The sequence below is a fragment of the Companilactobacillus nantensis DSM 16982 genome (genome assembly GCF_001435815.1).
Lineage (GTDB): Bacteria > Bacillota > Bacilli > Lactobacillales > Lactobacillaceae > Companilactobacillus > Companilactobacillus nantensis.
In genome coordinates this window covers 15427-39777 of record NZ_AZFV01000017.1, presented here as the reverse complement: position 1 = coordinate 39777, position 24351 = coordinate 15427, and the positions used below count along the sequence as shown (strand labels likewise).

General features: G+C 35.4%; 22 protein-coding genes. 8 read left to right on the top strand and 14 right to left on the bottom strand.

Features of this window, described 5'->3' with window-relative positions; all coding sequences use genetic code 11:
- Window positions 1-408: 408 nt before the first annotated feature.
- The 4 genes from FD31_RS08375 to FD31_RS08360 form a co-directional block, all read right to left on the bottom strand.
- Window positions 409-897: a hypothetical protein gene (locus FD31_RS08375; protein WP_057892325.1), complete on the bottom strand. Its 489-nt coding sequence runs from the start codon at window positions 895-897 to the stop codon at window positions 409-411.
- An 84-nt stretch (window positions 898-981) separates the two neighbouring features.
- Window positions 982-1467 (bottom strand): hypothetical protein, encoded by a 486-nt coding sequence (locus tag FD31_RS08370; RefSeq protein WP_057892324.1) that lies wholly within the window; start codon window positions 1465-1467, stop codon window positions 982-984.
- Window positions 1468-1545: 78 nt separating this feature from the next.
- The gene (locus FD31_RS08365; RefSeq protein ID WP_057892323.1) at window positions 1546-1839 is read right to left on the bottom strand and encodes a hypothetical protein; all 294 of its coding nucleotides are present in this window, start codon (window positions 1837-1839) and stop codon (window positions 1546-1548) included.
- 88 nt (window positions 1840-1927) lie between these two features.
- Entirely contained in the window at window positions 1928-2779 is an 852-nt protein-coding gene (locus FD31_RS08360; RefSeq protein WP_057892322.1) for a helix-turn-helix domain-containing protein, read from the bottom strand.
- A gap of 225 nt (window positions 2780-3004) precedes the next feature.
- Between FD31_RS08360 and FD31_RS08355 the strand changes: the two genes are divergently transcribed.
- The 4 genes from FD31_RS08355 (at window position 3005) to FD31_RS08340 (ending at window position 7868) form a co-directional block, all read left to right on the top strand.
- Window positions 3005-4330: a sensor histidine kinase gene (locus tag FD31_RS08355; RefSeq protein ID WP_057892321.1), complete on the top strand. Its 1326-nt coding sequence runs from the start codon at window positions 3005-3007 to the stop codon at window positions 4328-4330.
- Window positions 4330-5079, top strand: a complete 750-nt coding sequence (locus FD31_RS08350) for a LytR/AlgR family response regulator transcription factor (protein WP_057892320.1) — start codon at window positions 4330-4332, stop codon at window positions 5077-5079. Before FD31_RS08355 ends, FD31_RS08350 begins: the two co-directional genes overlap by 1 nt.
- A gap of 401 nt (window positions 5080-5480) precedes the next feature.
- Window positions 5481-6872, top strand: coding sequence for an ArnT family glycosyltransferase (locus FD31_RS08345; protein WP_083483622.1), 1392 nt, complete (start codon window positions 5481-5483; stop codon window positions 6870-6872).
- 156 nt (window positions 6873-7028) lie between these two features.
- Window positions 7029-7868 (top strand): peptidoglycan recognition protein family protein, encoded by an 840-nt coding sequence (locus FD31_RS08340; RefSeq protein WP_057892318.1) that lies wholly within the window; start codon window positions 7029-7031, stop codon window positions 7866-7868.
- A gap of 177 nt (window positions 7869-8045) precedes the next feature.
- Here FD31_RS08340 and FD31_RS08335 read toward each other — a convergent pair whose 3' ends face one another.
- The 4 genes from FD31_RS08335 to FD31_RS08320 all read right to left on the bottom strand — a co-directional run bounded on the left by FD31_RS08335 (window position 8046) and on the right by FD31_RS08320 (window position 12281).
- Complete coding sequence (locus FD31_RS08335; protein WP_057892317.1) at window positions 8046-9356, bottom strand: SLAP domain-containing protein; 1311 nt, start codon at window positions 9354-9356, stop codon at window positions 8046-8048.
- Window positions 9357-9723: 367 nt separating this feature from the next.
- Window positions 9724-10956, bottom strand: a complete 1233-nt coding sequence (locus FD31_RS08330) for an MFS transporter (protein ID WP_057892316.1) — start codon at window positions 10954-10956, stop codon at window positions 9724-9726.
- Window positions 10957-11175: 219 nt separating this feature from the next.
- Window positions 11176-11949 carry a hypothetical protein gene (locus FD31_RS08325; protein WP_057892315.1) on the bottom strand — a complete coding sequence of 258 codons (774 nt, stop codon included), beginning with the start codon at window positions 11947-11949 and terminating at the stop codon, window positions 11176-11178.
- Window positions 11946-12281 (bottom strand): hypothetical protein, encoded by a 336-nt coding sequence (locus tag FD31_RS08320; RefSeq protein ID WP_057892314.1) that lies wholly within the window; start codon window positions 12279-12281, stop codon window positions 11946-11948. Before FD31_RS08320 ends, FD31_RS08325 begins: the two co-directional genes overlap by 4 nt.
- A 189-nt stretch (window positions 12282-12470) precedes the next feature.
- Here FD31_RS08320 and FD31_RS08315 point away from each other — a divergent pair, with 189 nt between their 5' ends.
- Window positions 12471-12692, top strand: coding sequence for a hypothetical protein (locus FD31_RS08315; protein ID WP_057892313.1), 222 nt, complete (start codon window positions 12471-12473; stop codon window positions 12690-12692).
- Between the two features lie 38 nt (window positions 12693-12730).
- Here FD31_RS08315 and FD31_RS08310 read toward each other — a convergent pair whose 3' ends face one another.
- Window positions 12731-15760 (bottom strand): MMPL family transporter, encoded by a 3030-nt coding sequence (locus tag FD31_RS08310; protein ID WP_057892312.1) that lies wholly within the window; start codon window positions 15758-15760, stop codon window positions 12731-12733.
- Window positions 15761-15993: 233 nt separating this feature from the next.
- On the opposite strand from FD31_RS08310, the gene FD31_RS08305 reads away from it, so the two are divergent.
- Both FD31_RS08305 and FD31_RS08300 read left to right on the top strand, forming a co-directional pair.
- Window positions 15994-16569, top strand: a complete 576-nt coding sequence (locus FD31_RS08305; RefSeq protein WP_057892311.1) for a TetR/AcrR family transcriptional regulator — start codon at window positions 15994-15996, stop codon at window positions 16567-16569.
- Between the two features lie 27 nt (window positions 16570-16596).
- Window positions 16597-16875: a helix-turn-helix domain-containing protein gene (locus FD31_RS08300; protein ID WP_057892310.1), complete on the top strand. Its 279-nt coding sequence runs from the start codon at window positions 16597-16599 to the stop codon at window positions 16873-16875.
- Between the two features lie 55 nt (window positions 16876-16930).
- Here the strand turns inward: FD31_RS08300 and FD31_RS08295 are convergent, their stop codons facing one another.
- The 4 genes from FD31_RS08295 to FD31_RS08280 all read right to left on the bottom strand — a co-directional run bounded on the left by FD31_RS08295 (window position 16931) and on the right by FD31_RS08280 (window position 21151).
- Window positions 16931-17464 carry a hypothetical protein gene (locus FD31_RS08295; RefSeq protein WP_057892309.1) on the bottom strand — a complete coding sequence of 178 codons (534 nt, stop codon included), beginning with the start codon at window positions 17462-17464 and terminating at the stop codon, window positions 16931-16933.
- A gap of 102 nt (window positions 17465-17566) precedes the next feature.
- On the bottom strand, window positions 17567-18760 hold the full coding sequence (locus FD31_RS08290; protein ID WP_057892308.1) for an MFS transporter: 1194 nt from the start codon (window positions 18758-18760) through the stop codon (window positions 17567-17569).
- A gap of 403 nt (window positions 18761-19163) precedes the next feature.
- A complete protein-coding gene (gene ptsP / locus FD31_RS08285; protein ID WP_057892307.1) occupies window positions 19164-20885 on the bottom strand; it encodes a phosphoenolpyruvate--protein phosphotransferase in 1722 nt (573 codons plus the stop codon).
- On the bottom strand, window positions 20885-21151 hold the full coding sequence (locus FD31_RS08280; RefSeq protein WP_057892306.1) for a phosphocarrier protein HPr: 267 nt from the start codon (window positions 21149-21151) through the stop codon (window positions 20885-20887). Before FD31_RS08280 ends, ptsP begins: the two co-directional genes overlap by 1 nt.
- A gap of 327 nt (window positions 21152-21478) precedes the next feature.
- Between FD31_RS08280 and FD31_RS08275 the strand changes: the two genes are divergently transcribed.
- Window positions 21479-23677 (top strand): ATP-dependent Clp protease ATP-binding subunit, encoded by a 2199-nt coding sequence (locus FD31_RS08275; protein WP_057892305.1) that lies wholly within the window; start codon window positions 21479-21481, stop codon window positions 23675-23677.
- Window positions 23678-24017: 340 nt separating this feature from the next.
- Here the strand turns inward: FD31_RS08275 and FD31_RS08270 are convergent, their stop codons facing one another.
- Window positions 24018-24350 carry a hypothetical protein gene (locus FD31_RS08270; RefSeq protein WP_057892304.1) on the bottom strand — a complete coding sequence of 111 codons (333 nt, stop codon included), beginning with the start codon at window positions 24348-24350 and terminating at the stop codon, window positions 24018-24020.
- Window position 24351 lies beyond the last annotated feature (1 nt).

Genomic DNA, 24351 nt, shown 5'->3' with positions numbered 1-24351 from the left:
TAATAATCACTCCACACTTTTTAATAACACAATATATAGTACCTTCAATTCGGATTAATAACAATATGTAGTATTGAATTATTATTATTAACTTCTATAGAACCATTTTGTGTCCCGCCATAACGGCAGTTTAATGACAAAATTTACATCTTGTACCTTAAAGAATTCTGCAGAATTCAAAGCGAAAATCGAAGTCGCAACTACTATTCTAATATCGAACTCGAAGACTTAGCAATGGTTTTTTCAATTTAAAGTATGGAGAAAATTTCAAGTGGATAACACTAAATATTTTGCTTGACACGAACATATGGTTGTCACATCAGGTGTTCCACAAGATAAATTATTTTTGATATAAAAAGGTCCAACGATTTAAAAATAAACCATCGGACCTATACCAATCTAAAAAAGTTAGTATTCTTCTACGTTACCAATCGAAACAAATTCATCTGTAGCTACTCGATAGTAAGTCTCATGATCTAGGAAAATCACTCGATCTGAATACCATTCACTGCCTGGAGCTAAAGCGCGGTCAGTAATTAATTGTCCATTATGGTCGTACAAAGATGCTGGTCCTTTGGAAATGACTTTTACATCTTGGACCTTTGGCGTATAAACATAGCCTGCATACAAATTAACCACTACATTGGGTGCCAATTGAAAGAATGTCTGGTCACCTTTATCATATTCGGTATTGATTAGCCATGAAGACCCTTTGGGTAAAACTGTTGAGGTCAAGTCGCCCTTTTGATCGGTTGTTTCAGTTGTCCTTGTTACAGCAAAGGCATAACGTCCTGCAGGCAAAACTGAATCCGCCTTAACTGTTGTCACGTTAGCTAAAGTTGATAATCCGAATAGTAAACCCATTGAAATAGATAAATATGTCATAACTTTTTTCATTATATTTGCCTCCTAAACATATTTATTGACCCAATTATAGGTTCATTAAATTAAAAAAAGCAGACACATAGTCTGCTCAAATATTTAACCAAGTGCATCAGCTAATGAAACAAATTCATCAGTCGCAACACGATAAAATGTCATCTTATCACGGAAAATAGTTCTGTCAGTATACCAAGATGATTTTGGTGACAAAGCACGGTCAGTAATCAATTTTCCATTGTGGTCATACAACGGTGCTGGTGTTTTAGTGCTAATTGTTACTGTTCCAACACTTGGTAAATATAGGTACCCGTCATTTTGATTTACTAATAAATTGGGTGCCAATTGGAAATAAGTTTGATTACCGTGAGTATATTCACTGTTGATTTTCCAAACTGAACCAGCATCCAAAACAGTTGCCGTAACATTGCCTTGCATATCGGTTGTTTGAGCTTTATTCGTTACTGCGAAACTATAACGACCTGCAGGTAGCGGTGAATCAGCTTTAACGGTTGTCGTATTTGTTAATGTTAAAGCGCCAAATAATAAACCAACGAAAACTGCTAAATAAGTTGTGATTTTTTTCATATCGAATCCCCCCCCATAAACTATTTATTAATTTAATTGTACTCCTTTAGGTACAAAAAAAGCAGACCCGAGAGTCTGCTAAGCCTGTTTCATATCAACCGTACTACGGGATTTATATTGCATAACTGGACCTAAGCGATGTTCTTTGCGGTATACATCCCAGTCCATCTTGCGAACCCAAATCTTAGTATTTTTATCCCCAATATCTGATACTAAAACTTTTGAATGACTGAATGGATAAACAACAATCAATAATAATGAAAGTAAAAATCCATTCGTAAAGAACAGCAAGCCTATTATCATCAAAATAGTTACAATATCGAGTGTTGTGATACGACGATAATATGATTTTGATTGATCCAATGTTTGCATATTAATATCTCCCTTAGTAGATTCCCTTTTACGACATCCACTATACTATCAGAAGATTATTTTTAGCTACTAATTAAATAAATCTTAACTATTTATTTAACAATTCTTTTTCAATTTTCTTTTGGAAAGATTCATGATTTAAAGAAATTGCTGAGTAGTAGGCAATCTTTTGGTACTTTTGAAATTCTTGATTATCAGTACCTTTTGGTTTGAGTGCTAAAGCAATATTATAGTTTAATTCGTCAATAAAATATGACAAGTGTTTTTCATTAGCATATTTTATTCCACGCTTTGAAATCTCAATTGCCAAATCAATTTGATTTAAATCCGCATAGATTTTCCCAAGTGACTTACATATGAAAAGAATTTCAATTCCTTGTGCATTAGCAATATTTAAATTTTCTTGTAACGAGTCAGCAATTGTTTTGCAGTAATAAGCAGCCATATCAGGATGGTTTTGTTTTAAATAAATCATTGCCTTAATTAAATATGCCATCAAAGTATAAATATTGTCATTATCTGATTTCGTTTCTTTAACAACTTTATCTAATTCAAATGAACTTCTTTCTAAATTAGATTGCCAAAATTGCAAAACACCTTCGATAAAGCTAAATTGAGCCATATCTTTGGAATTGATATCATCTTTAACTAACGATAACTTCGTATCAATCTCAGAAATGTCATTCAATAATACATTCTCTTCAATTGAATCTAAAACAAAAATTTGTTCCTGCTTAGAATCACTTGAAAAGTCACTGAAAACATCATTTAAAGATAAGTCCAATCGGTGACAAATCTTAATTAAGACATCAATCTGCGGTGTCATATTATGCTTTTCCATCTTACTAATTGTATTTTGATTGCAAACACCATTAGCGAGATCATTTTGAGTTAAATTTAAACTACGCCTTTTATCATAGATAACTGATCCTAAAAACATATTTCTACCTCAACCATGAATATTCAAATTAGTATTAAGTATACCATTCAAGAATATAATTTACCGTTCACGTATTCCCCACATCATAAAAACGTCCTTTATGATAAAATCTTCAATATTGTAATAAATAATTATAATATTATATAGGGGGATTATAATTATGTTAAATATATTAAGTTTAACTATTAAAAGCAACAGTTCTTATAGTTTAACCAGGTACCAATTGTGTTAACTTATAATACAGCTTGGGCCATCAACGATTTTCTAAATACATTATTATTATTTATAATTTACTTTAGTATATTACCTAAGTCTAAAAGTAAGTTGAATTATATATTAGTTTTTATTATTTGCATACTTCTCACATTATTTGATACTCTTTCATCTAATTATCCTGATTTAAGTTCTTTTCTAGTAGTTTTCATAGCTGCATTTTTTATAAGGTCAAACCATAGTCTTACAGATAGACTATTAGTTTGGTTATTTTCTTTACTACTAACAACAGTTACTCAAGGATTAGGGAGTGTTGTTATTATCGGAGTTCTACCATCTTTATCCGATCCTAAAACTGCTGGTCAATCAGTTATTTTATTTACAACCCTTTCAATATTAAATTACTTCTTTTCATTAATAACGCTTAATATATTTCAATCATTTGATAAAAGATATCATTTGAGGGCTTTCATAAAAGATAATGTGATTAAAAGAATCATTTTAATTACATTAATTATATTGAATTTATTTTATTTATCATTAGATAATTTAACGAAATACCTTAACATTGAACAAAGGTATTTTAAAATAACTACCTTAATGATTACCGTAACGATTATTTTCATGACTGTTAGTATAACAATGCTAATTTACAGCCATTTTAGAGAAATGCAAACTAAGCTCAAACTTCAACAAATGAATGAGCGCGATGCATATATCAATGAACTAGAAAAAAGAAATAATGAATTACGCAAGCTCAAACATGACTATAAAAACCTTCTATTATCACTATCTGTATCAGCTAATGACAATAAAAGTTTAAAACCTTCTATCGATAAACTATTAAATTATAAACGCATGAATCTAACATCCGATAGTAATAAAGCAAATTTATACAGCATTAAAGATAAATTGATTAAAGGAATATTAATTTCCAAATTGATATATGCTAGTAATAATAGTATAAAGGTCGATTTCGAAGTTGACACCAAAGCCAATATTCCTTCTAATTACTCTGTTGATATAACCAGAATTTTAGGAATATTGTTAGACAACGCTATCGACGCCAGTCACGAAGCTGAAAAACCTGAATTAAACTTTGCCTTAATATCTTTTGACGGATATATAGAATTCGTCATCAAGAATAGTTTAAAATCATCAAACACCATTGAACTAAATAAAATCTATACCGCAGGTTACTCCACTAAGAAAAATCATAGTGGCTTAGGTCTTGCGACTGTGAATGAGATTGTCAACTCAAATAATAATTTGTTATTACAGACAAAAATAAAGGATGGTTATTATTCAACCATCTTAACTGTATTGGAAGATCAATAATGTTATTAAATATAATAATTTGTGAAGATAACGAAGAATTACGCATGTATTATCAACTGATGATAAAGGATTACATAAAAAAGCACCCAAATATTAGTATGAAAATCATTCTCTCCACTGGTAATCCCAATGACGTAAGCATATATATGGAAAGCCATCCCAATGATATTAAATTCTTCTTGTTAGATATAGAATTTCCTGACTCAAAAATTAAAGGTATTGACTTAGCAACAAAAATTCGACAACAAGATTTAAATTCTAAAATTGTATTTATAACTACTCATGAGGAACTAACTACTTTGATTTTTGATCGAAAGGTAGAACCTTTGGACTATATCGCCAAAGAGATTGGTTTAGATGGTATCAAAAAGAAACTGTACCAAGATTTAGATATAACGATTGAACGACTTATTCCCTCTAGTGACCAAAATGTCGAAAAGTTCAACTTCAAGATCAGTTCCAAGAAGTATGCTTTTGACATTAATCAAATCAATTATTTTGAATCATCAGAAAATAATCATAATGTCTTTTTACACTCAACAAATGAAATAATTGAATTTCCTGATACTTTAAAAGCTATCGAAGATCGACTTCCTAACTTCTATCGTGCTCACAAAAGCCTTCTAGTGAACCCTAACAACATTAAATCTGTTGACAGTAAGGAACATAAGTTAGTCTTTAAAGACGGCACTACCTGTGATGTTGCCCGTCGTAAACTTGCTGCATTAAAGAAGTGCCTCAATAAATAATTATATTCTCGCTAATTGGCGAGAATTTTTTTATACTCTCATATTATTATTTGCCTTTTAAGGATATCATCCTAAATGCTATTTAAAGATAAATTATCTTAGTGTAGTATATTTCTTGAGGGTATTTTCTCCTATTGGGGATATATATAACAAAACAAAAGCAGCCGATATTTTGGCTGCTTTTGTCATTTAACATGAGTATTAGATTTTTAGGCAAGACAATCCGTAATATTACGGCATACTGACTCGTAAATGGATTCACTTTATGCTTAAACAGACATATTCATTGTAGGATACCCACTTTTTTAAGGGGGAAAAACATTATCGAAAAATTTCAAAGTATCATCAGTAAAACCATTCTAACCTGTGTCGCCATCTTTACTTCTGCGGCCTTTCTATTAATGTTAGTCTTCTATCACCAAAACTTTTTATTCCAAAATTCTCATAATTCCATAATTGTCATTGCCTCTATCCTACTAGTCCTGCTAGTTGGCTATGGGCTGACGCAAATAAAGACTGACGACAAAACACTCAATTGGCTCGTTGTTATTACGATGTTAATGATTTTTACAATTACAGCACTGCTATGGATTTCCAAAGTACCGTCAGTGCAATTAAGTGATTTCGGTAATTTCTGGGATCGGCTACTTAATTACAAAGTTGGTGATCCACTTTATCAAACTGACAATGATTATTTTTCCAAATATGCCTATCAGTCAGGCTACTTTGTTTATGCAATGATTGTTTCAAAAATATTTGGCTATCATATCTTTGCTATCCAATTTCTCAACGTTATTTATCAGGCATTAATCCTGTTATTTACTTACCTCTTCGTTATTAAAATTTTCCACAATATCAAAATGGCCCGTTTATCCATTCTCATTTTGATGATTGATCTCGATTGGTTCGCCTTAAATAGTCAGGCTAGTAACCAATACTTAGGTTCACTTTTCTACTTGATAACTTTCTACTTAATAATGCAAAATAAGTTAAAATATTACATTTTAGCTGGGATAACTTTGACCGGTGGTTGCTTAATTCGCCCGATTGGACCAGTTATTATCGCAGGTATCGTCGTCTATGCATTGATTTACCTACTATTAAAGAAGAAAGATTATCACGCTACAATGAAAGTCTTCTTAACACTCGTAATTTATTTCGTACTCTTTTCTCTTTCAAGTTGGGGTATCAAAGCTACTGGCATCAACGCCTATGGTTTGACCAACAATGACCCTGAATGGAAATTTGTAACTGGACTAAATTATCAATCCAACGGAACTTATTCACCTGATATGGACAAGTTAATCAATCCTAATAAGACACGTCACCAGATGAGTAAGGTTGAGAAAGCTCAGTTACATAAAGAAATTGCCTATCTCAACGAAAATCACGCTTGGTTATCCCTCTTCATTCACAAAACACAAGGACTCTGGTCTAGTCGAACTATGGCGACTGACGCTGCTAATATTCGTATGACGCACTCCGTTAAAACAGTTGATCGAATTAACTTTCTAGCATATACAGGTTCAATTATTTTGATCATCTTCTCATGGATTGGTTCCTTACAACTTTTCCGAGCTAAATTCAGTGATAATTTGTATCTCTTGTTATTGCCATTAATGGCTTTTGCGGTCGTTCAACTGTTGATTGAAATCCAAGGTCGTTACCGAATTGAATTCTTACCTGTGATTGCAATCGTTGGTAGTCTAGGGTTGTATCAAGTATTACATGCTCTCAGTTCTATTAAGTTACATTCTAAGAAAACAATTAATATTAACTATAATCATAATTAAGAAAATCCAGACAATCTCTAGTGGTTGTCTGGATTTTTTTAGTTGTAACGGTTCTGTAAACTTTCCTAACTTTCTTATATGCTACTCTTAATATTGGAACTTATAGGGGGAATCATTATCACAAAAAAGAAACTATTTTTTATCACATCTTTTATTATGTTATTTTCAATCATCGGCTTAACGCACATAACGACTGTTAAAGCTGATTCAAAAATCAACGATTACATCATTTCCAACAAAATCAAACCGGCTGCGATTCAAAACCAAGAAGGTACTTTCAGCGAATGGACTGGCTATCGCAATGGTGTTGGTCATCCCGAAGGTGTCGTTGTCCATGAAACTTCGGAGGCTAATGTTACTGCTCAACAATTCACTGACCGTTTCAATGCTAATTGGCCTAAACTAGAAACTTACGTCCACGCTTTTGTTGATGATAACAAGATTTTAAACATTCATAATACCGACTACGCTGTTTGGGGAGCTGGTCCAACTGCCAATGCCCGTTACGTTCAAGTTGAACTTTGTCGAGTAAATTCTTACGATGCTTTTGCCCGCTCACTTTCAAATGACGCTTATTACATTGCTTCAAAATTAATTCAATACAATTTACCAGATGTCCCTGGTCAAACTGTTATCTCCCATGCTCAAGCCAGCAACACGTGGCATGAAACGACGCACCAAGATCCTGTTTATTACTTCAGTATTTGGGGTTACAACATGGACCAATTCAATGACTTGATTAAAACTTACTATAATAATTTAAAAACTTATGGTGATGTTAATGGTCAAAATGATCACGTCATTAAAGTTCATAATGCCCATGGCGACTTTGTCCCACTTGTTGGTATTAATACTGACAATCAAGTCGTTCCAATCGAAAATCGTGCTGTTGCCAATGATTCTGTTTGGTATACTGACCAATCTAAAACAGTTGATGGCGTAACTTATCGTCGTGTTTCAACGCATGAATGGATTGCCGAAACTTACAAAGCATAACAAAAATGCCACTTCAAAAATTAATGAAGTGACATTTTTTTGTTTTATCTAAAACGAGTTCCGAAGTGGCAACTCCTTCCGCTTTTCATAACTTGATAAATCACATGCAAAATCGGCATGTAATTCATCAAGCTACGAAAATGCTTGGGAGCTAACCGCCACTTCTCCACTCTCTAACTATTTAGCTAAATCGCTACCTTTAACCCATTCATTTGTAGCAACTTGATAATAAGTTTCTCCATTTAAAGTCATCTTATTAGCTGTTTGCCATGGAGTACCAGGTCTTAGGGCACGGTCAGTAATAGCTTTGCCATCTTTAGTATAAAGAAGAGCTAGATTTGACCCTACTGTTACAACACCCGTTGAAGGTGTGACATTGTTGTCAGTACTTGTTTCGCCAGCAACAGTAACGGTACTTGCATCAACCCATTCGTCAGTAGCAACTTGATAGTAAGTGTGACCGTTTAAGATCATCTTGTTAGCAGTCTTCCAGCCAGTGTTTGGACCCAAAGCACGACCAGTTAATAGCTTACCTTCTTTGTTGTACAATTTTGAAACGACGCTACCAGTTGTAACGGTACTTGTAAATGGTGTCACTGTGTTAGTTGTGTCATTATTGACAGTTACAGCACTAGCTTCGACCCATTCGTTTGTAGCAACTTTGTAATAAGTCTTACCCTTGATAACCTTAGTATCAAAAATCTTCCATGATGAGTTAGCTTTCAAAGTACGACCGGTAATGGTATTGCCGTAAATTGTGTAAAGTTGAGCTGGTTGATCATTAACAGTAACGGTACCTGTAGCAGCTTCTGCATCCTTTGTGACAGTAATAAATTGGGTATTATTATCTGTTTGAAGTGTCAAACTAGTTGTGTCAGCTTTGTAGCCAGCAGGAATTTGACTTGATGTTAAGTTAATTGCATCGCCAACTTTGTCACTAAAGACTTCGGTACGACCAACTTCAGTATTATCAGCAGTCTTAAAGATAACTGTGTTGAAAACCTTCTTAGTAACAGGTACGTTGTATTCCTTGCCATCAACTAAAGTAATTGTTTGTTCAGCATCGTTGACCCAGTTGCAGCCGGCTGGTAAATCAGTCAATTTAGCTGTATTACCAACACCACCGTTAACAACTTCGGAGTTAACTAATTTGTTATTTTGATCAACATAGTTGACCTTAACAGAAATCATTTCGTTAACAGTAACTCTAACAGTAGCGGCATCGTCACCGAAAACAGCTTGGTTGTTAGTTGGAATAGCAAATCCGTCTGGGGCAAATGTAATTGGTGAACCCTTTGTTCCTTGTTCATCCTTGTTAAGGATAAATTTACCATTTTGATCATAGTAAGAAACGTTGTTTGTAACGTTAGCTGTGGCTTGAGTAGTAGCAGTATTGTCAGCGTGAACTGTTGTTGATGTAACAGTTGCACCTAGGACCATACCTGAAACTAAAAGTCCACTGAATAATAGTGATGTACTTTTTTTCAAAATTAATCCCTCCATATTGAAATATTCATAATTAATTATAATTCTTAGGTTTTTGGGGTGGCTGATATTGGGGAAGGTTTAAGAGTAATTTAACTATTGGGGCCGCCTCCGTGAATGAGGGAGATGTTACCTGCTGTGGGACCGACTTGAGCCAAGGTCTCAAGTCTCGATTTTGAGCTTCGCAAAGTACGCGAATCTCAAAATACGTCCGTGCTGTAAGGCCGGAAAATCACCGACCTAACACCACTTTCACTGCTGGTAACATCTCCCTCATTCACTCCGACTAGTTTATTCGCTGGTTTAGGATTTATTGTCTCAATTAAAAAACTCTAGCAAGCTTGAAACTCACTAGAGTTAATTCAAATAATTACGATATCTTAGCAACAGACCTACCATTTTTCAAATAATTAAATGTGACGAAAACTGCCATAAGTACCCCACTTATAATTAATAAAATAAACGGACTATATACGAACACTGTTCCAATTATTGTTCCAACTGGCATTGCTATCTGAGATGCTCCAAAGACAAATGAAAAGACTTTTCCTTGGATATTCTTGGGAACTGACGCCTGCATATATGTGCTCATTGGTATTTCCATTGCAACTAGGGATGCGCCCATAATTGTTGAAACGGTTAGGAATACTACCAAACTAAATAAGTGAGAAATATTCACGATTCCTGTTATTCCAAAAATCATCAATGAAATGGATATGTTTATCATCGCAATCATACTTACTCGAACTGGTTTTGATATATTCTTCCCCATTGAGAGAAAAGCGCCTGCCAAAATCGAGCCGACTCCGACCATTGTTTGTTGCAAGCCATATTGACCATTCGTGAATTTCAAAATATGTACCATTAAAAATGGTAGTGCAATATTAGATATTGCTAAAAAGATATTAACGCCAATGGACATGATAATCGCATATAACAATACCCTATTGCCTTTTAATATTTCGTGAATTTTTAGATTAGTCTGTTTTGTTACTTTTTCTTTCGCATCTATTACGTCATTTGCTGCTGCTGAAAAATCAATCATTGAAATCAAAATTAATGACATTAGAACCGTCACGATTCTAATTGAAATCATATTGTGCATTCCTAATAAAGAATATATCGAAGCTCCAAGTGCTGGTGAAAAAATTTGTGAGCATGACGCTGCTAATCGTTGCATGGAATTCAATTTTTGGATGCGATCTTTCGGCACTAAATTAATAACCGATGCTTGATATGATGATTGCTCAACTAAATTAAATATATTAAGGAATACCAATACAACCAACGTCATTAAGAACTTTACCGTCATTGATACTTTAAGTTGCAATAAGAAGAAATAACTTAGGGTCACGATAATTTCTGCAATATACGCCAAACTAAGTATTTTTTTGTGAGGGTATTTATCTATCAAATCTCCCACTTTACGAGAAAGAAAAAAGGCGATTAATGGCGAAATTATTTGAGTTCCAGCAAACCATAAGGGCGATGAGGATTCTCTTAGAACATACAAATCAATGGCGAAGGAGAACATCCCATTGCCAAAACCTGATATCAGGGATGCCGATGTTGCTAAATATATTTGCCTCTTAAACTTATCCATATTCCGCCTTCTTAGATTAGAAAATTATTATATTATTTTTAATAATACTTCATCAATTTAATCTACACAACACAAAAATCATGATAAGCTAGCGGATAATAACGTACATTTTGTAAAATGTCATTTCTGATCTTAATAAATTTATAGAAAAATTTTCTAATCAAAAAGAAGTTGAATGACATTTAATCATTCAACTTCTTTTAACTTACGGTATGAATTTTAACCATTTAGATGCTGATTAAAATATTTAGATAATCCATTCAAATTAGGATATTTCTTGACATTATCCCGTTTCGAAAAGGCTGGATTATTTAGCTGATATTTTCCATCACGTTTAACCCAATAAGTAACGTCGGGATTATTAATGACGTAAAAATTCTTGGTTGTTAAACCATTTTCTTGATGTTGTTTAAGATCATGTTCATTCTCTGGACGAAATGGATTTAGTCCAACGATAATTGTTTGACCAATCTTTGGTAATGGACTATTGGGATTATCATTATAAACTTCAGTTTGAGGATTTTTGACGCCATACTGTTTACCGATGTATTCACCTTCTAGACTTGTATATTTAAACTTTGCGGTCGTAAGTCCACCTGACAATTCAGTTTTGATGGTCTTTCCTTGATAATCCTTGTTACCAGCCAATACTTTTTTGATATAAAGTGTGGTTTTGGTTTCTGTTACCAACGTTGGTTTTTCAGCCTGCAGATTAACTACTTGTGCTTGAACGACTAGCTGACTGCCATTTTTAAAACGTGACAATGACATATCTTCATCATGATAACCGGTCGGTATGGTCGCTACGAATGGTGCTAAATCTTTTTGATTAACATTAACCGCAGCTGACTTCTGTTTTTGCCAAACTTTCTGATTCTTTCGAATCGTCTGTTGAAGTTTTTGTGCTTGTTGCTCTGTTTGATTATTTTTAACACTACAACCGGCTAATAAAAGAACTCCCAATCCCAAAATCAGCCATGATAATTTTCTCATTTAACGTGTTCACCTTTTTTAAACTGATTTCCAATGAAATACGTTATCGCACTCATAAACACTGACATCATCGCAAATGTTATTAGTGATGTCCAATTATAATACCCACCTGTTAACAACATAAATATAAAGAAGACTACGAAGTAAATGCCCCAAATAACTTTACGTGGATAATTGGTAACAATTTGAATTAGTGATAGTAGGAAGATCAACAATACTTCCCATGGAAAACTGTAAAACAATGGTCGTTGCTGCATAATATTCATCCCTAGCGTGATTAGTAACCAGAAGATGACAAATATTAAAAAATTACGAATAACTTTATTCTTCATATGTCCCCTCTCATAAAAACTCTTATATTAGGGTAACATACATTGAAAAATTTCTTCCATGATTGAAATCAAGCTGGAATTGACTTTAATGGATATTTCAATGATTTGCTAATCTTTCTAGAGTTTACTTATTCCTATCTTCAGTAATATACTATGACTAATAAGCAACTTAAATTAGGAGGGATTTTTATGTTCATGCAAAAATTTCGCAAAAACACTCTTGATTACTTGAAAAATCATACCATTGCCTTTATATTCCAAGCTATCGTTCTTTTTTACATCGGTAATATGAACCTTGCTCTCGAAACCAAAAAAATGTTTTCACTAAAGGGTTCACTTTTTGGAATCCTTTTAATTCTCATTGCCCTAATTATCAACACCTATTACGAACAATACAAAAGTCAAAAATAGCTACCACGAGAAATGAAATTCTCATGACAGCTGTTTTTTTATGCTTTGGAATCCGCTACATCACTAGCATCATCATTATTTTTCTTTTTGTCTTTAGGTTTCTTAACTCTAAACAAGCGTTTATCATGCCATGTAGTCAAACTAATCAACGATGACATTGTCAAAGGCAAGATTATTACTAGAATAATCAATCCGAAGATAACGCCTAATGCAACTTGAATCAATGTCGTGACACCTGATGGCATCAAGGCTGCGAAGGTACCACTCAAAATGATAGCTGCGGAAATAACAACCGTTCCTATTGATGTAGCCGCATTTAACATCCGATCTTTCAAATCAGGCATTGGTTCATCCTTAAATCGAATCATCAAGAAGATACTGTAATCAACACCTAACGCCATCAACATGATAAATGTAAAGAACGGTGTATTCCAGCTCAACATATTGTCATGCAAAACTAGTTTCGAGAAGATTCTTGTGATACCTAACGAAACTTCATAGGCTAACAACAATGTTCCGATAATCGTCATTGGTTGCAAAATTGATTCAGTTACAACAATCAAGGCAATGCCAATACCAATCGTCATAATTGTTGCTGTCCGACCAAAGTCACCGTTAGCCAACGTTCTCAAATCATTATTTTGTGATGTTTGACCACCGACAGCGACTTTCGCATGCTTCAATGGACCATGCTTTAATTTAGCTTTCATGTCAGATTGAATCGTCTTTAATTGTTTCGAAGTTGTCTCATTATTAGGGTCACCCTTGAAAATAATCGTCAATGAAGCTATCTTTCGATCATCATTCATATAAGCATCAAGTGCTGGTTTGAAGGCTTTACTCTTGATTGTATCCTTTGGTAGATAGAACGTATCACCAACATATGAGGTCCGTAAGCCATCTAAATAATTCTTCATTGTTGTATTACCTTGAGCAATTGTATCTAATCCATCATTTGCTGAAGATAATCCACTTTCAAGCTGAGTAACTTCCACAGCCATTTGTTGCAACTGCGTATTCATTTGTTGAACACCACTATTAACAGTCGTTGCACCACTGGCAACACTTTGGCTACCAGAATTTAAGGTTGAACTAGTTGCAGCTAAGGTACTTGTGCCACTAGCCAAGGTTGACATACCTGAAGTTAGTCCAGGCATTGAACCTGACAATTGTGAAATTCCGGAGGACAAAGCTGTTGAACCAGCGCTCAATTGGCTGATTGAACTTTGTAATTGTGATATCTCACCACTAGCAGCTCCTGTATTTTGACCAGAAGCTTGCATCAAAGCTAACAATTGAGTAGCTTGACCAGACAATGAACTAACTTGTGATTGTAGTTGTGACATACCAGTTGCTAGCTGAGCTGAACTACTACTCAAAGTTGAAACACCACTTGTCAACGCTGGCAATTGGCTATTAGCACTTTGAACACCACTGTTAACACTATTTACTCCAGCAGTATATTGATTAATACCACTTGATAACTGTTGAGCTCCACTTTGTAATTGACTTGTACCGTTAGCTAATTGTTGAACTTGAGCGGTACTGCCGCTAATATTGGCACTCTGTAATTGCGAACTAGCTGAATTCAAACCGGACTTAATTTTCTCAAGTCCTTTAGTTGAAGTTGTTAAACCATTCGTAATTGTAACTAATTGGTTCTTGAGATACATACTTTGAATTTTATTACCACCAGGTTCAGTTGCTGATGTAACTGTTTTAACGCCTGGTTCTTTTTGTAAGTAAGTTGTTAAATCATCAATGGCTGCCAACTTAGCTTGTGTTGTCATCTTGGAATTATCCTCAATTTCAACGTTAGCTGGAGCAGACATCCCTTTACTGAAATGCTTTTGAATAATTTGATAGCCTGCTTTAGCTTGATAGCTATCAGGCACTTCATCGGCATTATTGAAGTTCAAGGTTGAATCTTGATTGATGAAAAATGGCACTGCACAGACAGCAATGATACCGAGCATGACAACTGGATAGGCTAAGGCCGATCTCGATAAACCATACCACATCCGACTCTTGCCACCGCCAGCAGTAACTTTGCTAGGCCAAAACATTTTTTCACCTAACGTTTGCATGAAGAACATGTTGAGCGTCAATAAAACAGCCAGCAATACTAAAATACCGATGGCAACGCCGACAGCACTTTGATAGAACGAGAACTTGGCTAGAGCCAAAACTGAAAAACCGATGAAGACGGAAACACCACTATAAAGAATCGTCCGACCACCGTGAATCTGAGCTTCATGTGAAGCCTCTTTAGCCGAGAGTCCCCTAGCTAATGCTCCTTTGAAGTAGTTATAAAGTAAAATATTGTAATCAGTCCCAATCCCAAACAAGACAACAACTAGGAAGACTTGAGTAAAGTTGGAAATTGGAAAATCAACTTTTTGTGCTAAATTCATGACGATACTCAATGAAGTGGCAAAGGCTACTCCGACATTGAGTAAGGAAATCAAAGGTACGATTGGTGAACGGAAGACTAAAATTAAAACGATAAAAATAAAAATCACCGCAATAACTTCCGTCTTTTGAATCCCCTTTTCAGTTACAGTTGAAAAGGCATCGTTCAAGGCGTCAACACCAGTGACATAAGTCTTGATACCCGAAACACTTAATTGTCGTTGTAACTCTTTAACTTGTTGCCCGACATAGTTGTTCTTTTTGACCGTGACCTGAGCTAATTGGGTCGTCTTGTCTTTAGCAATCAATTGCTTTTTAGTTTCAGCGTTATCGCTCGGACCCATGACATTAGTGACTTTGAGTAACTTTTTGTCGCTCAATTCGTTTAATTTATCATTGATATCAGTTGCCTGTGAAGACGAAAGTTTGCCCCCACTATCATTTTTGAAAACAACTGTATAAGTTCGAACGGCCTTATTGCCATTGGCTTTCTTTTCAATATTGGAAGCTTTCTGACTTTCAGCAGTATTGGGTAATGTGAAATTCCCCTTATTTCTGACCAGTTGCGAAACATTCGGCATCGCTACTAAAGCAATAACAACCACAATGATCCAACCAATCAAAGCTGCAATATATCGACTCAACTTCTTTTGCATAGCTCTATCTCCTTACATGAATACCATCATAATACTTTCTGAAAATTCACTGATAATAATAAAATCAATGAAACTCTTATACAAGAGACAAATTTTATATATTAGCCTATATTTAGACACTATTTATATTTTGTAAAAATTTAGACACTCATTTATTTAAGTAAAACGTTTACAATATGCTAGACTAAAACTAATGATTAAATGTATAAATGAATTTTGGGGGAAACTAGGAAATGAAGATTGACATTACTCAGCACCTGACACTTGGTGCAAAAAGAACCCTTAAAGCTTTTCGAATTGCCATGTTTGAAGCATTAGGTGAAAAGGAATTCGATAAAATTACCGTTAACGATATTTGCCAAAAGAGTGAATACCCTCGAGCCACCTTCTATAACTATTTCGATGATAAATTAGATTTATTGCAGTATCTTTGGTCATACATTGGACGCGATATTTTCAAAAAAATACCTGACATTACCCGTAATGAAGATGGATTAATTGAAACTTTCAATCTCCTACTCGACTTTTTCCACAGTAACAAACCTTTATTGGAAAACATTAAGAAAAGTAACGGTGTTGACTCTCATTTGTGGCACAATACAGCAGGCTATTTGAAACGAGAAGCTAATAGAATTATTGTTGAATACTGCTTACCTAGCACTTCAAAACGAGTTCCACCTAAGTTGTTAGCTCGTTTTTATAGCGATTTGATTGTGGGGATGCTGGAATGGTGTCTTTTTGAACAACCCGATGTGGATAAAGAAACTGCTGATAAATATTTAACTACTTTGTTGCATGGCGGATTGTAAAATAATATTTTATAAAGGAGTTACTCTATGGCCCAAAATAATACTCTCGATAATCTACTTGAAAAAGAGCTACAAGATCCAGACTTTAAATTAGACTTCGAACGGGAAAGTATTTATTTAGCAATTGCTGTTTCCATTCATCAATGCAGAACAAAATTGCAATGGACAAAATCTGACCTATCGAAACATTCAGGTGTTCCAGTTTCCACCATATCTAAAATTGAAAATGGCAATAATACTAGTATTGATACGCTCACTAAGTTGGCTTCTGCCATGGGTAAAAATTTAAAAATTGAATTAAAATAGGAACATTAAAACCAACCGATGGTTTCAATGTTCCTTTTTGGATTAAAGCATCTCTTCAAAAGAGTTCATATCGAATAATAAATACGATGATAAAAATTAATGCAAATGCTATTGATATATACTTTTGGCCCTCAATTATATTCTGATTAGATGCAATATACTGTATAATTCTCTGTTGATTTTGTTCATCAGAACTTTCTTTCAGATTCGTTTGCATTTTAATCCTCAACAATAATAATTTCCGTAAAAAAATCATTTCTACTATTATCGACACAAAGGCTATTAGAAAACCTACACTAGTAATCGTCTGATCACTATACATAAACTCCATGTATAAGCCGGCAATAATGGCAGCTAAACTCATAAGAATGACCAAATAAGATATTAAAAATATTAGATATATTTTTTTTAAATGGCGAAGTTCTTGAGGATATTTTCTAGCCAGATTAATTGAGAGTTGCAAATTTTCAATATCACTAGTACTTTTTTTGAATTTAGTCGACTTTCTCGTTATTTTAAAACCGATAATACAAAGTACAATTGCAATAGCTAGCAATAATAAAATAATAAATAATGGAGCAATAATCATGTATTCATCCCCACTTAATCGTATTTTTATGACCTATACTACAAACACATAATACCTGAATCCCGAAATTTTAGTGGTAAAAAAAGGCTAGTAAAACAAATACTAGTCTTTTTCGTGAGTTATTTTTGCTTGTTGATATTTAAGTATTGTTTGATTCAACACTACTACAATTATTAATGCTAAGATATCAAATGCCGCTCCACCAAGTCCTAACTGCTTTAAATCACTGTTAGCTAATATTAAGGCTGCTGTTGCCGAACCTGCTGAAATACCGATATTGAAAAATATGGCATTTAAAGATGAAGCTAACAAAATTGCTTGTGGATAATCAGCCTCAGCTACATCTAAGAAGTGAATCTGTATTGGTGAATTTACCACGGTAATTATCAACGTCAATACAATCAACAAAGCAAAGCCAGTCACAGCATTATTCATTGCCAAGGGAAATAATAATAACAAGACAATATTAACCACGTAAAACTTTGGCATACTCTTTAAACCACTGCGTTTTGCGACCGTGCCGGATAATTGATTACCCATAATACTGACCAGTCCGATGGCAAATAACAACCAATTTAATGCAACTATTCCAAACCCCAAGCCAGTTGTCAGTAGTGGTCTAATGTAAGTGTAATAAGAGTACATTGCCGCTGCCGAACAAAGTATCAAGGCTGCACCCAAATAAATTCGTTTATCCGTCAGCAAAACCAATTGATCTTTAATACCACCTGACACTTGCTTAATATTCTTGGGCAACAACCAAGCCATAACTAAAACTGTCAAAAAACTAAGTACCGATATCAAATGGAAAGCCACATGCCAACTAGTTGCTGTACTAATTGCCGTTCCAATCGGTACCCCAACAACTGAGGCAATACTAAAACCAGCCGCAATCCAAGAAATCAACATTGCACGTTTACTTCGAGGGGCAATATCATTGGCAAACAAAATCACCAACGATTCAATCGAACCAGCTACAGCTGCGGTCAACATTCGCGAAACCAAAAACCACCCATAACTAGTGGTAAAACCGCTCCAAGTATTACCAATCAAAAATATAACCAGCAAGACCATCAACGTTTTATAACGGTCAAATCGATTAGCCAAAATCGTAATAATAGGCGTACTAATCGCATAGACAATCGCAAAAATCGTCACCAAGTACCCCGCCGTCGCAACAGTTACCGACAAAGACTTAGCAATATCCGAAAGTACCCCGACAACCATAAATTCATTACAACCCAGCATGAAAGTAACTAAAACCAAAGCACTAGCTTGCCACCGATATTTTGTCATTCAATAATCCCCACATCATTTAGTATTCATATGAAAAGGTTACCACAAAGACGGCAAATCTATATGTATTCCAAATACAATTAATTATTTTCATAGAATAAAAATTACTTTATTTATTAATTTGGAACTTATGTATTAGCACCTGACTGTACAATACTATTTCAAAAAATCAGTTAACTTAGTCGGAGGGAGCAAGCAAGAATACCAGCAGTGACAGTGGTGTTATGGCTTTAGCCATTACAGCACAGGACGTGTTTTGAGATTCGTGAACTGTGCGAAGCTCAAAACCGAGTCTGGAGACCTTGGCTCCAGACGGTCCCACAGCAGGCATTCTTGCTTGCTCCTGGAGACGGCATAAAAAAAAGAGGCCTGCATTTCTGCAAGTCTCTTTTAATTTACATTATTACTTGTTCAAGTATTCTTCAACAAGCTTCTTGTTATCTTCATTAGTGATTGATTCATTAACGGCACGATCAGCCAATGTAGCAAGATCCTTAGTACTCAACTTCTTCATCAAGCTTCTTACACGAAGAACTGATGTAGCACTCATTGAGTATTCATCTAGACCCATGCTCAATAGCAATGGAAGCATTGTGTTGTCACCTGCGGCTTCACCACACATGCCGGCCCATTTGCCTTCTTTATGAGCTGATTCAATAACATGCTTGATCAATCTTAAGATTGAAGGGTTGTATGGTTGGTAGAGGTATGAAACGTGTTCATTACCACGATCAGCAGCCATAGTGTATTGAATCAAGTCGTTTGTACCAATACTGAAGAAGTCAACTTCTTTAGCAAATTGGTCTGCAAGAACAGCAGCAGCTGGAACTTCCATCATCATTCCTAATTGAATGCTGTCTGAAACTTCAACGCCATCTTTAACTAACTTAGCCTTTTCTTCTTCAAAGACCTTCTTAGCATCTCTAAATTCTTGCAAAGTACCAATCATTGGGAACATGATACGTAACTTACCAAAAGCAGATGCACGTAGCAAAGCTCTTAGTTGAGTTCTGAAGATTTCTTGTCTATCCAAACTGATACGGATAGCACGGTAACCTAAGAATGGGTTCATTTCTTCAGGAAGTGGTAAGTAAGGAAGATGCTTGTCACCACCGATATCCATAGTACGGACAACGACTGGCTTACCTTTCATACCTTCAAGAACCTTCTTGTAGGCCTTGAATTGATCTTCTTCGGTTGGAAGACTTTCTGATTGCATGTACAAGAATTCTGTACGATACAAACCGATACCTTCGGCACCATTTTCAATAACACCTTGGAGATCATCAGGTGTACCGATATTAGCTGCAATATCAAAGTGCTTGCCATCAGCAGTAACTGAAGGTTCGTCCTTTAATTTTTCCCATTCTGCCTTTTCGTCAGCAAAATTCTTAGCTAATTCTTGATAATGTTTGATATCACTATCTGAAGGATCAACGATAGCAGCACCATTCAAACCATCAACGATAACTGTATCTCCTTCTTTAACATCAGTAGTAATTGTATCAGTACCAACAACAGCTGGTAGTTCTAGTGAACGTGCCATAATAGCTGAGTGGGCTGTACGACCACCGATATCAGTAACAAATCCCTTAACATAGCTGTTCAATTGAGCTGTGTCACTAGGTGTCAAATCATGTGCAACAATAACGACATCGTGGTCGATTAAAGCTGGGTTTGGAAGTGATACACCTAACAAGTGAGCCATAACACGCTTTGTAACATCACGTACATCAGCGGCTCTTTCTTGCATGTATGGGTTATCTGTCATTCCCTCAAAAATAGCAATGAAGTTCTCTGAAATATCGTGCAATGCTTGTTCAGCATTAACACTCTTGTCAGTAACTTCTTTTTCAACTGCACCCGTAAATTCTGGATCAGCCAAAATCATCTTGTGAGCATCAAAGACTTGAGCTTCTTCTTCACCAAGAGATTCTTTAGCGATATCTCTGATCTTAGTAAGTTCATCATCTGATGTCGAAATAGCACCCTTTAAACGACTAACTTCTGCGTCAGTGTCTGAAATACTTTTCTTTGTGAAAGACAAATCTGGTTGAACTAAAAGGTATGCTTCAGCAGTAGCGATACCATCACTGGCTGCAATTCCCTTAATAGTCTTAACCATTATTCTGCCAAACCTTCTTTTGTCATAGTATCAGCAATAGCTGCAACTGCATCAGCAGCGTCATCACCATCAGCTGTAATTGTAACGTCAGCACCTTGGCCAACACCAAGTGACATAACACCCATGATTGACTTCAAGTTTACTGATTTACCAGAGAATTCAATGTTAATATCTGAGCTAAATTTACTTGCTGTTTGTACCAACATAGTAGCTGGACGTGCGTGGATTCCTGTTTCTGCAATAATGTGAAATTCTTTCTTTTCCATAATAAATACCTCACCATATAATTATAAAATTCTGTAGTAACACTACAAATATTCACTAATTAACTTACCATTATCTTTAAATTTTCACAAGTGGTTTATCCAAAAAAGCTTAAGATAAGTCAAGATCGATAAGACGTTTAACGCTTACAACACTAGAGCCTGAAAGCGTTTATATTATCAATTTTTTTCACATAAATTTGAAAAATTAATTTTCCTTACTATTATTTTGATAAATTTTAAAAAAATCCAAGACTTAGCACTTGCATTACTCGAGTGCTAATTATATACTACCGTTGTATCCTGTGATTAAGGAAAGGTGGGGTGCGAATGTTATGTCAAAATTGTCATAAGAATGAAGCAACAATTCATCTTTATACAAGTGTTAATGGTCAAAGGACGGAAATCAATCTCTGCCAAGACTGTTATCAAAAGTTAAGAAATCAAGCTAACGAAGGTATGAATAATATGGCACAAAATCCAAACGGTGGATTTTCTAGTTTTGAAGACTTGTTCAACGCTTTGAATGGCGGACAACAACCTAATGCTTTCGAGCAACAAGGTCCCCAAACCCAAACTGGTAACGGCAATGGAAATGGCCGCAGACCTCGAGGTAACGGAGTCTTAGATCAATACGGTGTCGATCTTACTGCCCTTGCTAAAAAAGGACAAATCGACCCAGTAATTGGTCGTGACAAAGAAATCAGTCGTGTAATTGAAATATTAAATAGAAGAACAAAAAACAACCCTGTATTAATTGGTGAAGCAGGTGTTGGTAAAACAGCCGTTGTTGAAGGTCTTGCCCAAAAGATCGTCGACGGTGATGTACCTGAAAAGTTGCAACACAAACGTGTCGTACGTCTTGATGTTGTCTCACTTGTTCAAGGTACTGGTGTTCGTGGTCAATTCGAACAAAGAATGCAACAATTGATCAACGAACTTCAAAAACAAAAAGACATTATCTTATTCATTGATGAAATTCATGAGATTGTTGGTGCTGGTAATGCTGAAGGCGGTATGGATGCTGGGAATGTTTTGAAACCTGCCCTAGCCCGTGGCGAACTTCAACTTGTTGGTGCAACAACCTTAAATGAATATCGGACAATTGAAAAGGATTCAGCTTTGGAACGTCGTCTCCAACCAGTTCAAGTTAATGAACCTACTGTTGAAGAAACTGTTCAAATCCTTAAGGGTCTACAACCTAAATATGAAGATTACCATCATGTAAAATACTCTAATGAAGCAATTAAAGCTGCTGCTGAATTATCAGCTCGTTACATTCAGGATAGATTCTTGCCTGACAAGGCGATCGATTTGATTGATGAAGCCGGTTCTAAGAAGAACTTACAAATCAACCACGTCGATATGGAAGACTTAGATAACAAGATTTCTGATGCCGAAGTGCAAAAGCAAGCTGCCCTTCGTAATGAAGATTACGAAAAAGCTGCCTACTATCGTGATCAAGTTACTAAATTCCAAGATATGAAGAATAGTAATAAAGACGAACCTGCTGGTCAAAATATTGTGACTGACAAGGAAATCGAAAAGATTATTGAAGAAAAGACTAATATTCCAGTTGGTGAACTTCAATCAAACGAACAAGCTCAATTGAAGAACTTGGAATCTGATTTGAAAGGTCACATTATTGGACAAGACAAGGCTGTTGGTGATGTAGCTCGTGCTATTCGTCGTAACCGTGTTGGTTTCAATAAGTCTGGTCGTCCAATTGGTTCCTTCCTATTTGTCGGACCTACTGGTGTTGGTAAGACTGAACTTGCTAAACAACTCGCTGAAGAACTCTTTGGTTCTGAGGATTCAATGATTCGTTTCGACATGTCTGAATATATGGAGAAACATTCAGTTTCTAAGTTAATCGGTTCGCCTCCAGGGTATGTTGGTTACGAAGAAGCCGGTCAATTGACTGAAAAGGTTCGTCGTAATCCATACAGTTTGATTTTGTTAGATGAAATCGAAAAGGCTCACCCAGATGTTATGCATATGTTCTTGCAAATTCTCGATGATGGCCGTTTGACAGACTCTCAAGGTAGAACTGTTAGTTTCAAGGATACTATCATTATCATGACTTCTAACGCCGGACAAGGCATGCAAGAAGCTAATGTTGGTTTCGGTGCTGAATCAGCTGGTACAACTAATTCAGTTATGAACCGTTTGTCAGAATTCTTTAAACCTGAATTTTTGAACAGATTCGATGGTATCGTTGAATTCAACTCATTAACAAAGGACAATCTATTGCACATCGTTGATTTGATGTTGACAGATACTAACAAGATGATTGCCGATCAAGGTTTAAGCATTCATGTAACTAAGGATGCTAAAGATAAGCTAGTTGATTTGGGCTACAATCCTAAGATGGGTGCTCGTCCACTCCGTCGTGTGATTGAAGAACAAATTGAAGATAAAGTTGCTGACTACTTCTTGGATCATCCAAAGGATAAGCAACTAGAAGCACATCTCGATAAAGATGAAATTAAAATTTCTAAGTATAGTGCACCTGATACTGAAGAATAATTAGTGGTGCTGATGATAAAAGCTCGACCAAATCCTGATTGGATTACTGGTCGAGCTTTTTTTGTGATTGTTTGCTGCCGCCTCTGGGCGTAGGAACGAAAGCCTGCTGTGGGACCGTCTCGAGCCAAGGTCTCGAGACTCGATTTTGAGCTTCGCAAAGTACGCGAATCTCAAAATACGTCCTGTGCTGTAAGCACTAAAGTGCTAACACCACCGTCACTGCTGGCTTTCGTTCCTACACCCGGAGGCTAGAATTATTAGCCCTTTTCCGTGGATATGACTAATTTTACTGTTTATTAAAACAAATTGTGGTCAATCAAAAAAACAAAACACATTTATTTTAGTCTGGTAAAATTTTAACGCTCTGTAACAAATCGTCTTTAACTTCCATCTCAAAAGGACTTACGCCATTAAAACCATTGCCTGTCACTTTTAGATTAACGATCCATGTGTTGTCGTTCTCCTTTTTGGCATCAACTACTTTAAATTGTGACTTCTTCCCAATATTATCGGTTTGATTCCAACTGGCAATGCCCTTCTGACCTTGATATTCTGTTCCCCAGTCATTCAAAACTGCATCTTCGGTAAATGATTTGACGAAGTTTTCTGAATCGGCTGAATTGGTGTAATTCACGAAATTATTGATTGCTTCTGGTAATGTTTGTTCGCTCATG

Coding starts and splice junctions, on each gene's coding strand:
- FD31_RS08350 (WP_057892320.1), top strand. CDS start 4,330: ATGTTATTAAATATAATAATTTGTGAAGATAACGAAGAATTACGCATG.
- FD31_RS08305 (WP_057892311.1), top strand. CDS start 15,994: ATGAAGATTGACATTACTCAGCACCTGACACTTGGTGCAAAAAGAACC.
- FD31_RS08310 (WP_057892312.1), bottom strand. CDS start 15,760: ATGCAAAAGAAGTTGAGTCGATATATTGCAGCTTTGATTGGTTGGATC.
- FD31_RS08345 (WP_083483622.1), top strand. CDS start 5,481: ATGTTAGTCTTCTATCACCAAAACTTTTTATTCCAAAATTCTCATAAT.
- FD31_RS08290 (WP_057892308.1), bottom strand. CDS start 18,760: ATGACAAAATATCGGTGGCAAGCTAGTGCTTTGGTTTTAGTTACTTTC.
- FD31_RS08325 (WP_057892315.1), bottom strand. CDS start 11,949: ATGAGAAAATTATCATGGCTGATTTTGGGATTGGGAGTTCTTTTATTA.
- FD31_RS08340 (WP_057892318.1), top strand. CDS start 7,029: ATGTTATTTTCAATCATCGGCTTAACGCACATAACGACTGTTAAAGCT.
- FD31_RS08275 (WP_057892305.1), top strand. CDS start 21,479: ATGTTATGTCAAAATTGTCATAAGAATGAAGCAACAATTCATCTTTAT.
- FD31_RS08295 (WP_057892309.1), bottom strand. CDS start 17,464: ATGATTATTGCTCCATTATTTATTATTTTATTATTGCTAGCTATTGCA.
- FD31_RS08300 (WP_057892310.1), top strand. CDS start 16,597: ATGGCCCAAAATAATACTCTCGATAATCTACTTGAAAAAGAGCTACAA.
- FD31_RS08330 (WP_057892316.1), bottom strand. CDS start 10,956: ATGGATAAGTTTAAGAGGCAAATATATTTAGCAACATCGGCATCCCTG.
- FD31_RS08375 (WP_057892325.1), bottom strand. CDS start 897: ATGAAAAAAGTTATGACATATTTATCTATTTCAATGGGTTTACTATTC.
- ptsP (WP_057892307.1), bottom strand. CDS start 20,885: ATGGTTAAGACTATTAAGGGAATTGCAGCCAGTGATGGTATCGCTACT.
- FD31_RS08280 (WP_057892306.1), bottom strand. CDS start 21,151: ATGGAAAAGAAAGAATTTCACATTATTGCAGAAACAGGAATCCACGCA.
- FD31_RS08320 (WP_057892314.1), bottom strand. CDS start 12,281: ATGAAGAATAAAGTTATTCGTAATTTTTTAATATTTGTCATCTTCTGG.
- FD31_RS08365 (WP_057892323.1), bottom strand. CDS start 1,839: ATGCAAACATTGGATCAATCAAAATCATATTATCGTCGTATCACAACA.
- FD31_RS08370 (WP_057892324.1), bottom strand. CDS start 1,467: ATGAAAAAAATCACAACTTATTTAGCAGTTTTCGTTGGTTTATTATTT.
- FD31_RS08315 (WP_057892313.1), top strand. CDS start 12,471: ATGTTCATGCAAAAATTTCGCAAAAACACTCTTGATTACTTGAAAAAT.
- FD31_RS08360 (WP_057892322.1), bottom strand. CDS start 2,779: ATGTTTTTAGGATCAGTTATCTATGATAAAAGGCGTAGTTTAAATTTA.
- FD31_RS08270 (WP_057892304.1), bottom strand. CDS start 24,350: ATGAGCGAACAAACATTACCAGAAGCAATCAATAATTTCGTGAATTAC.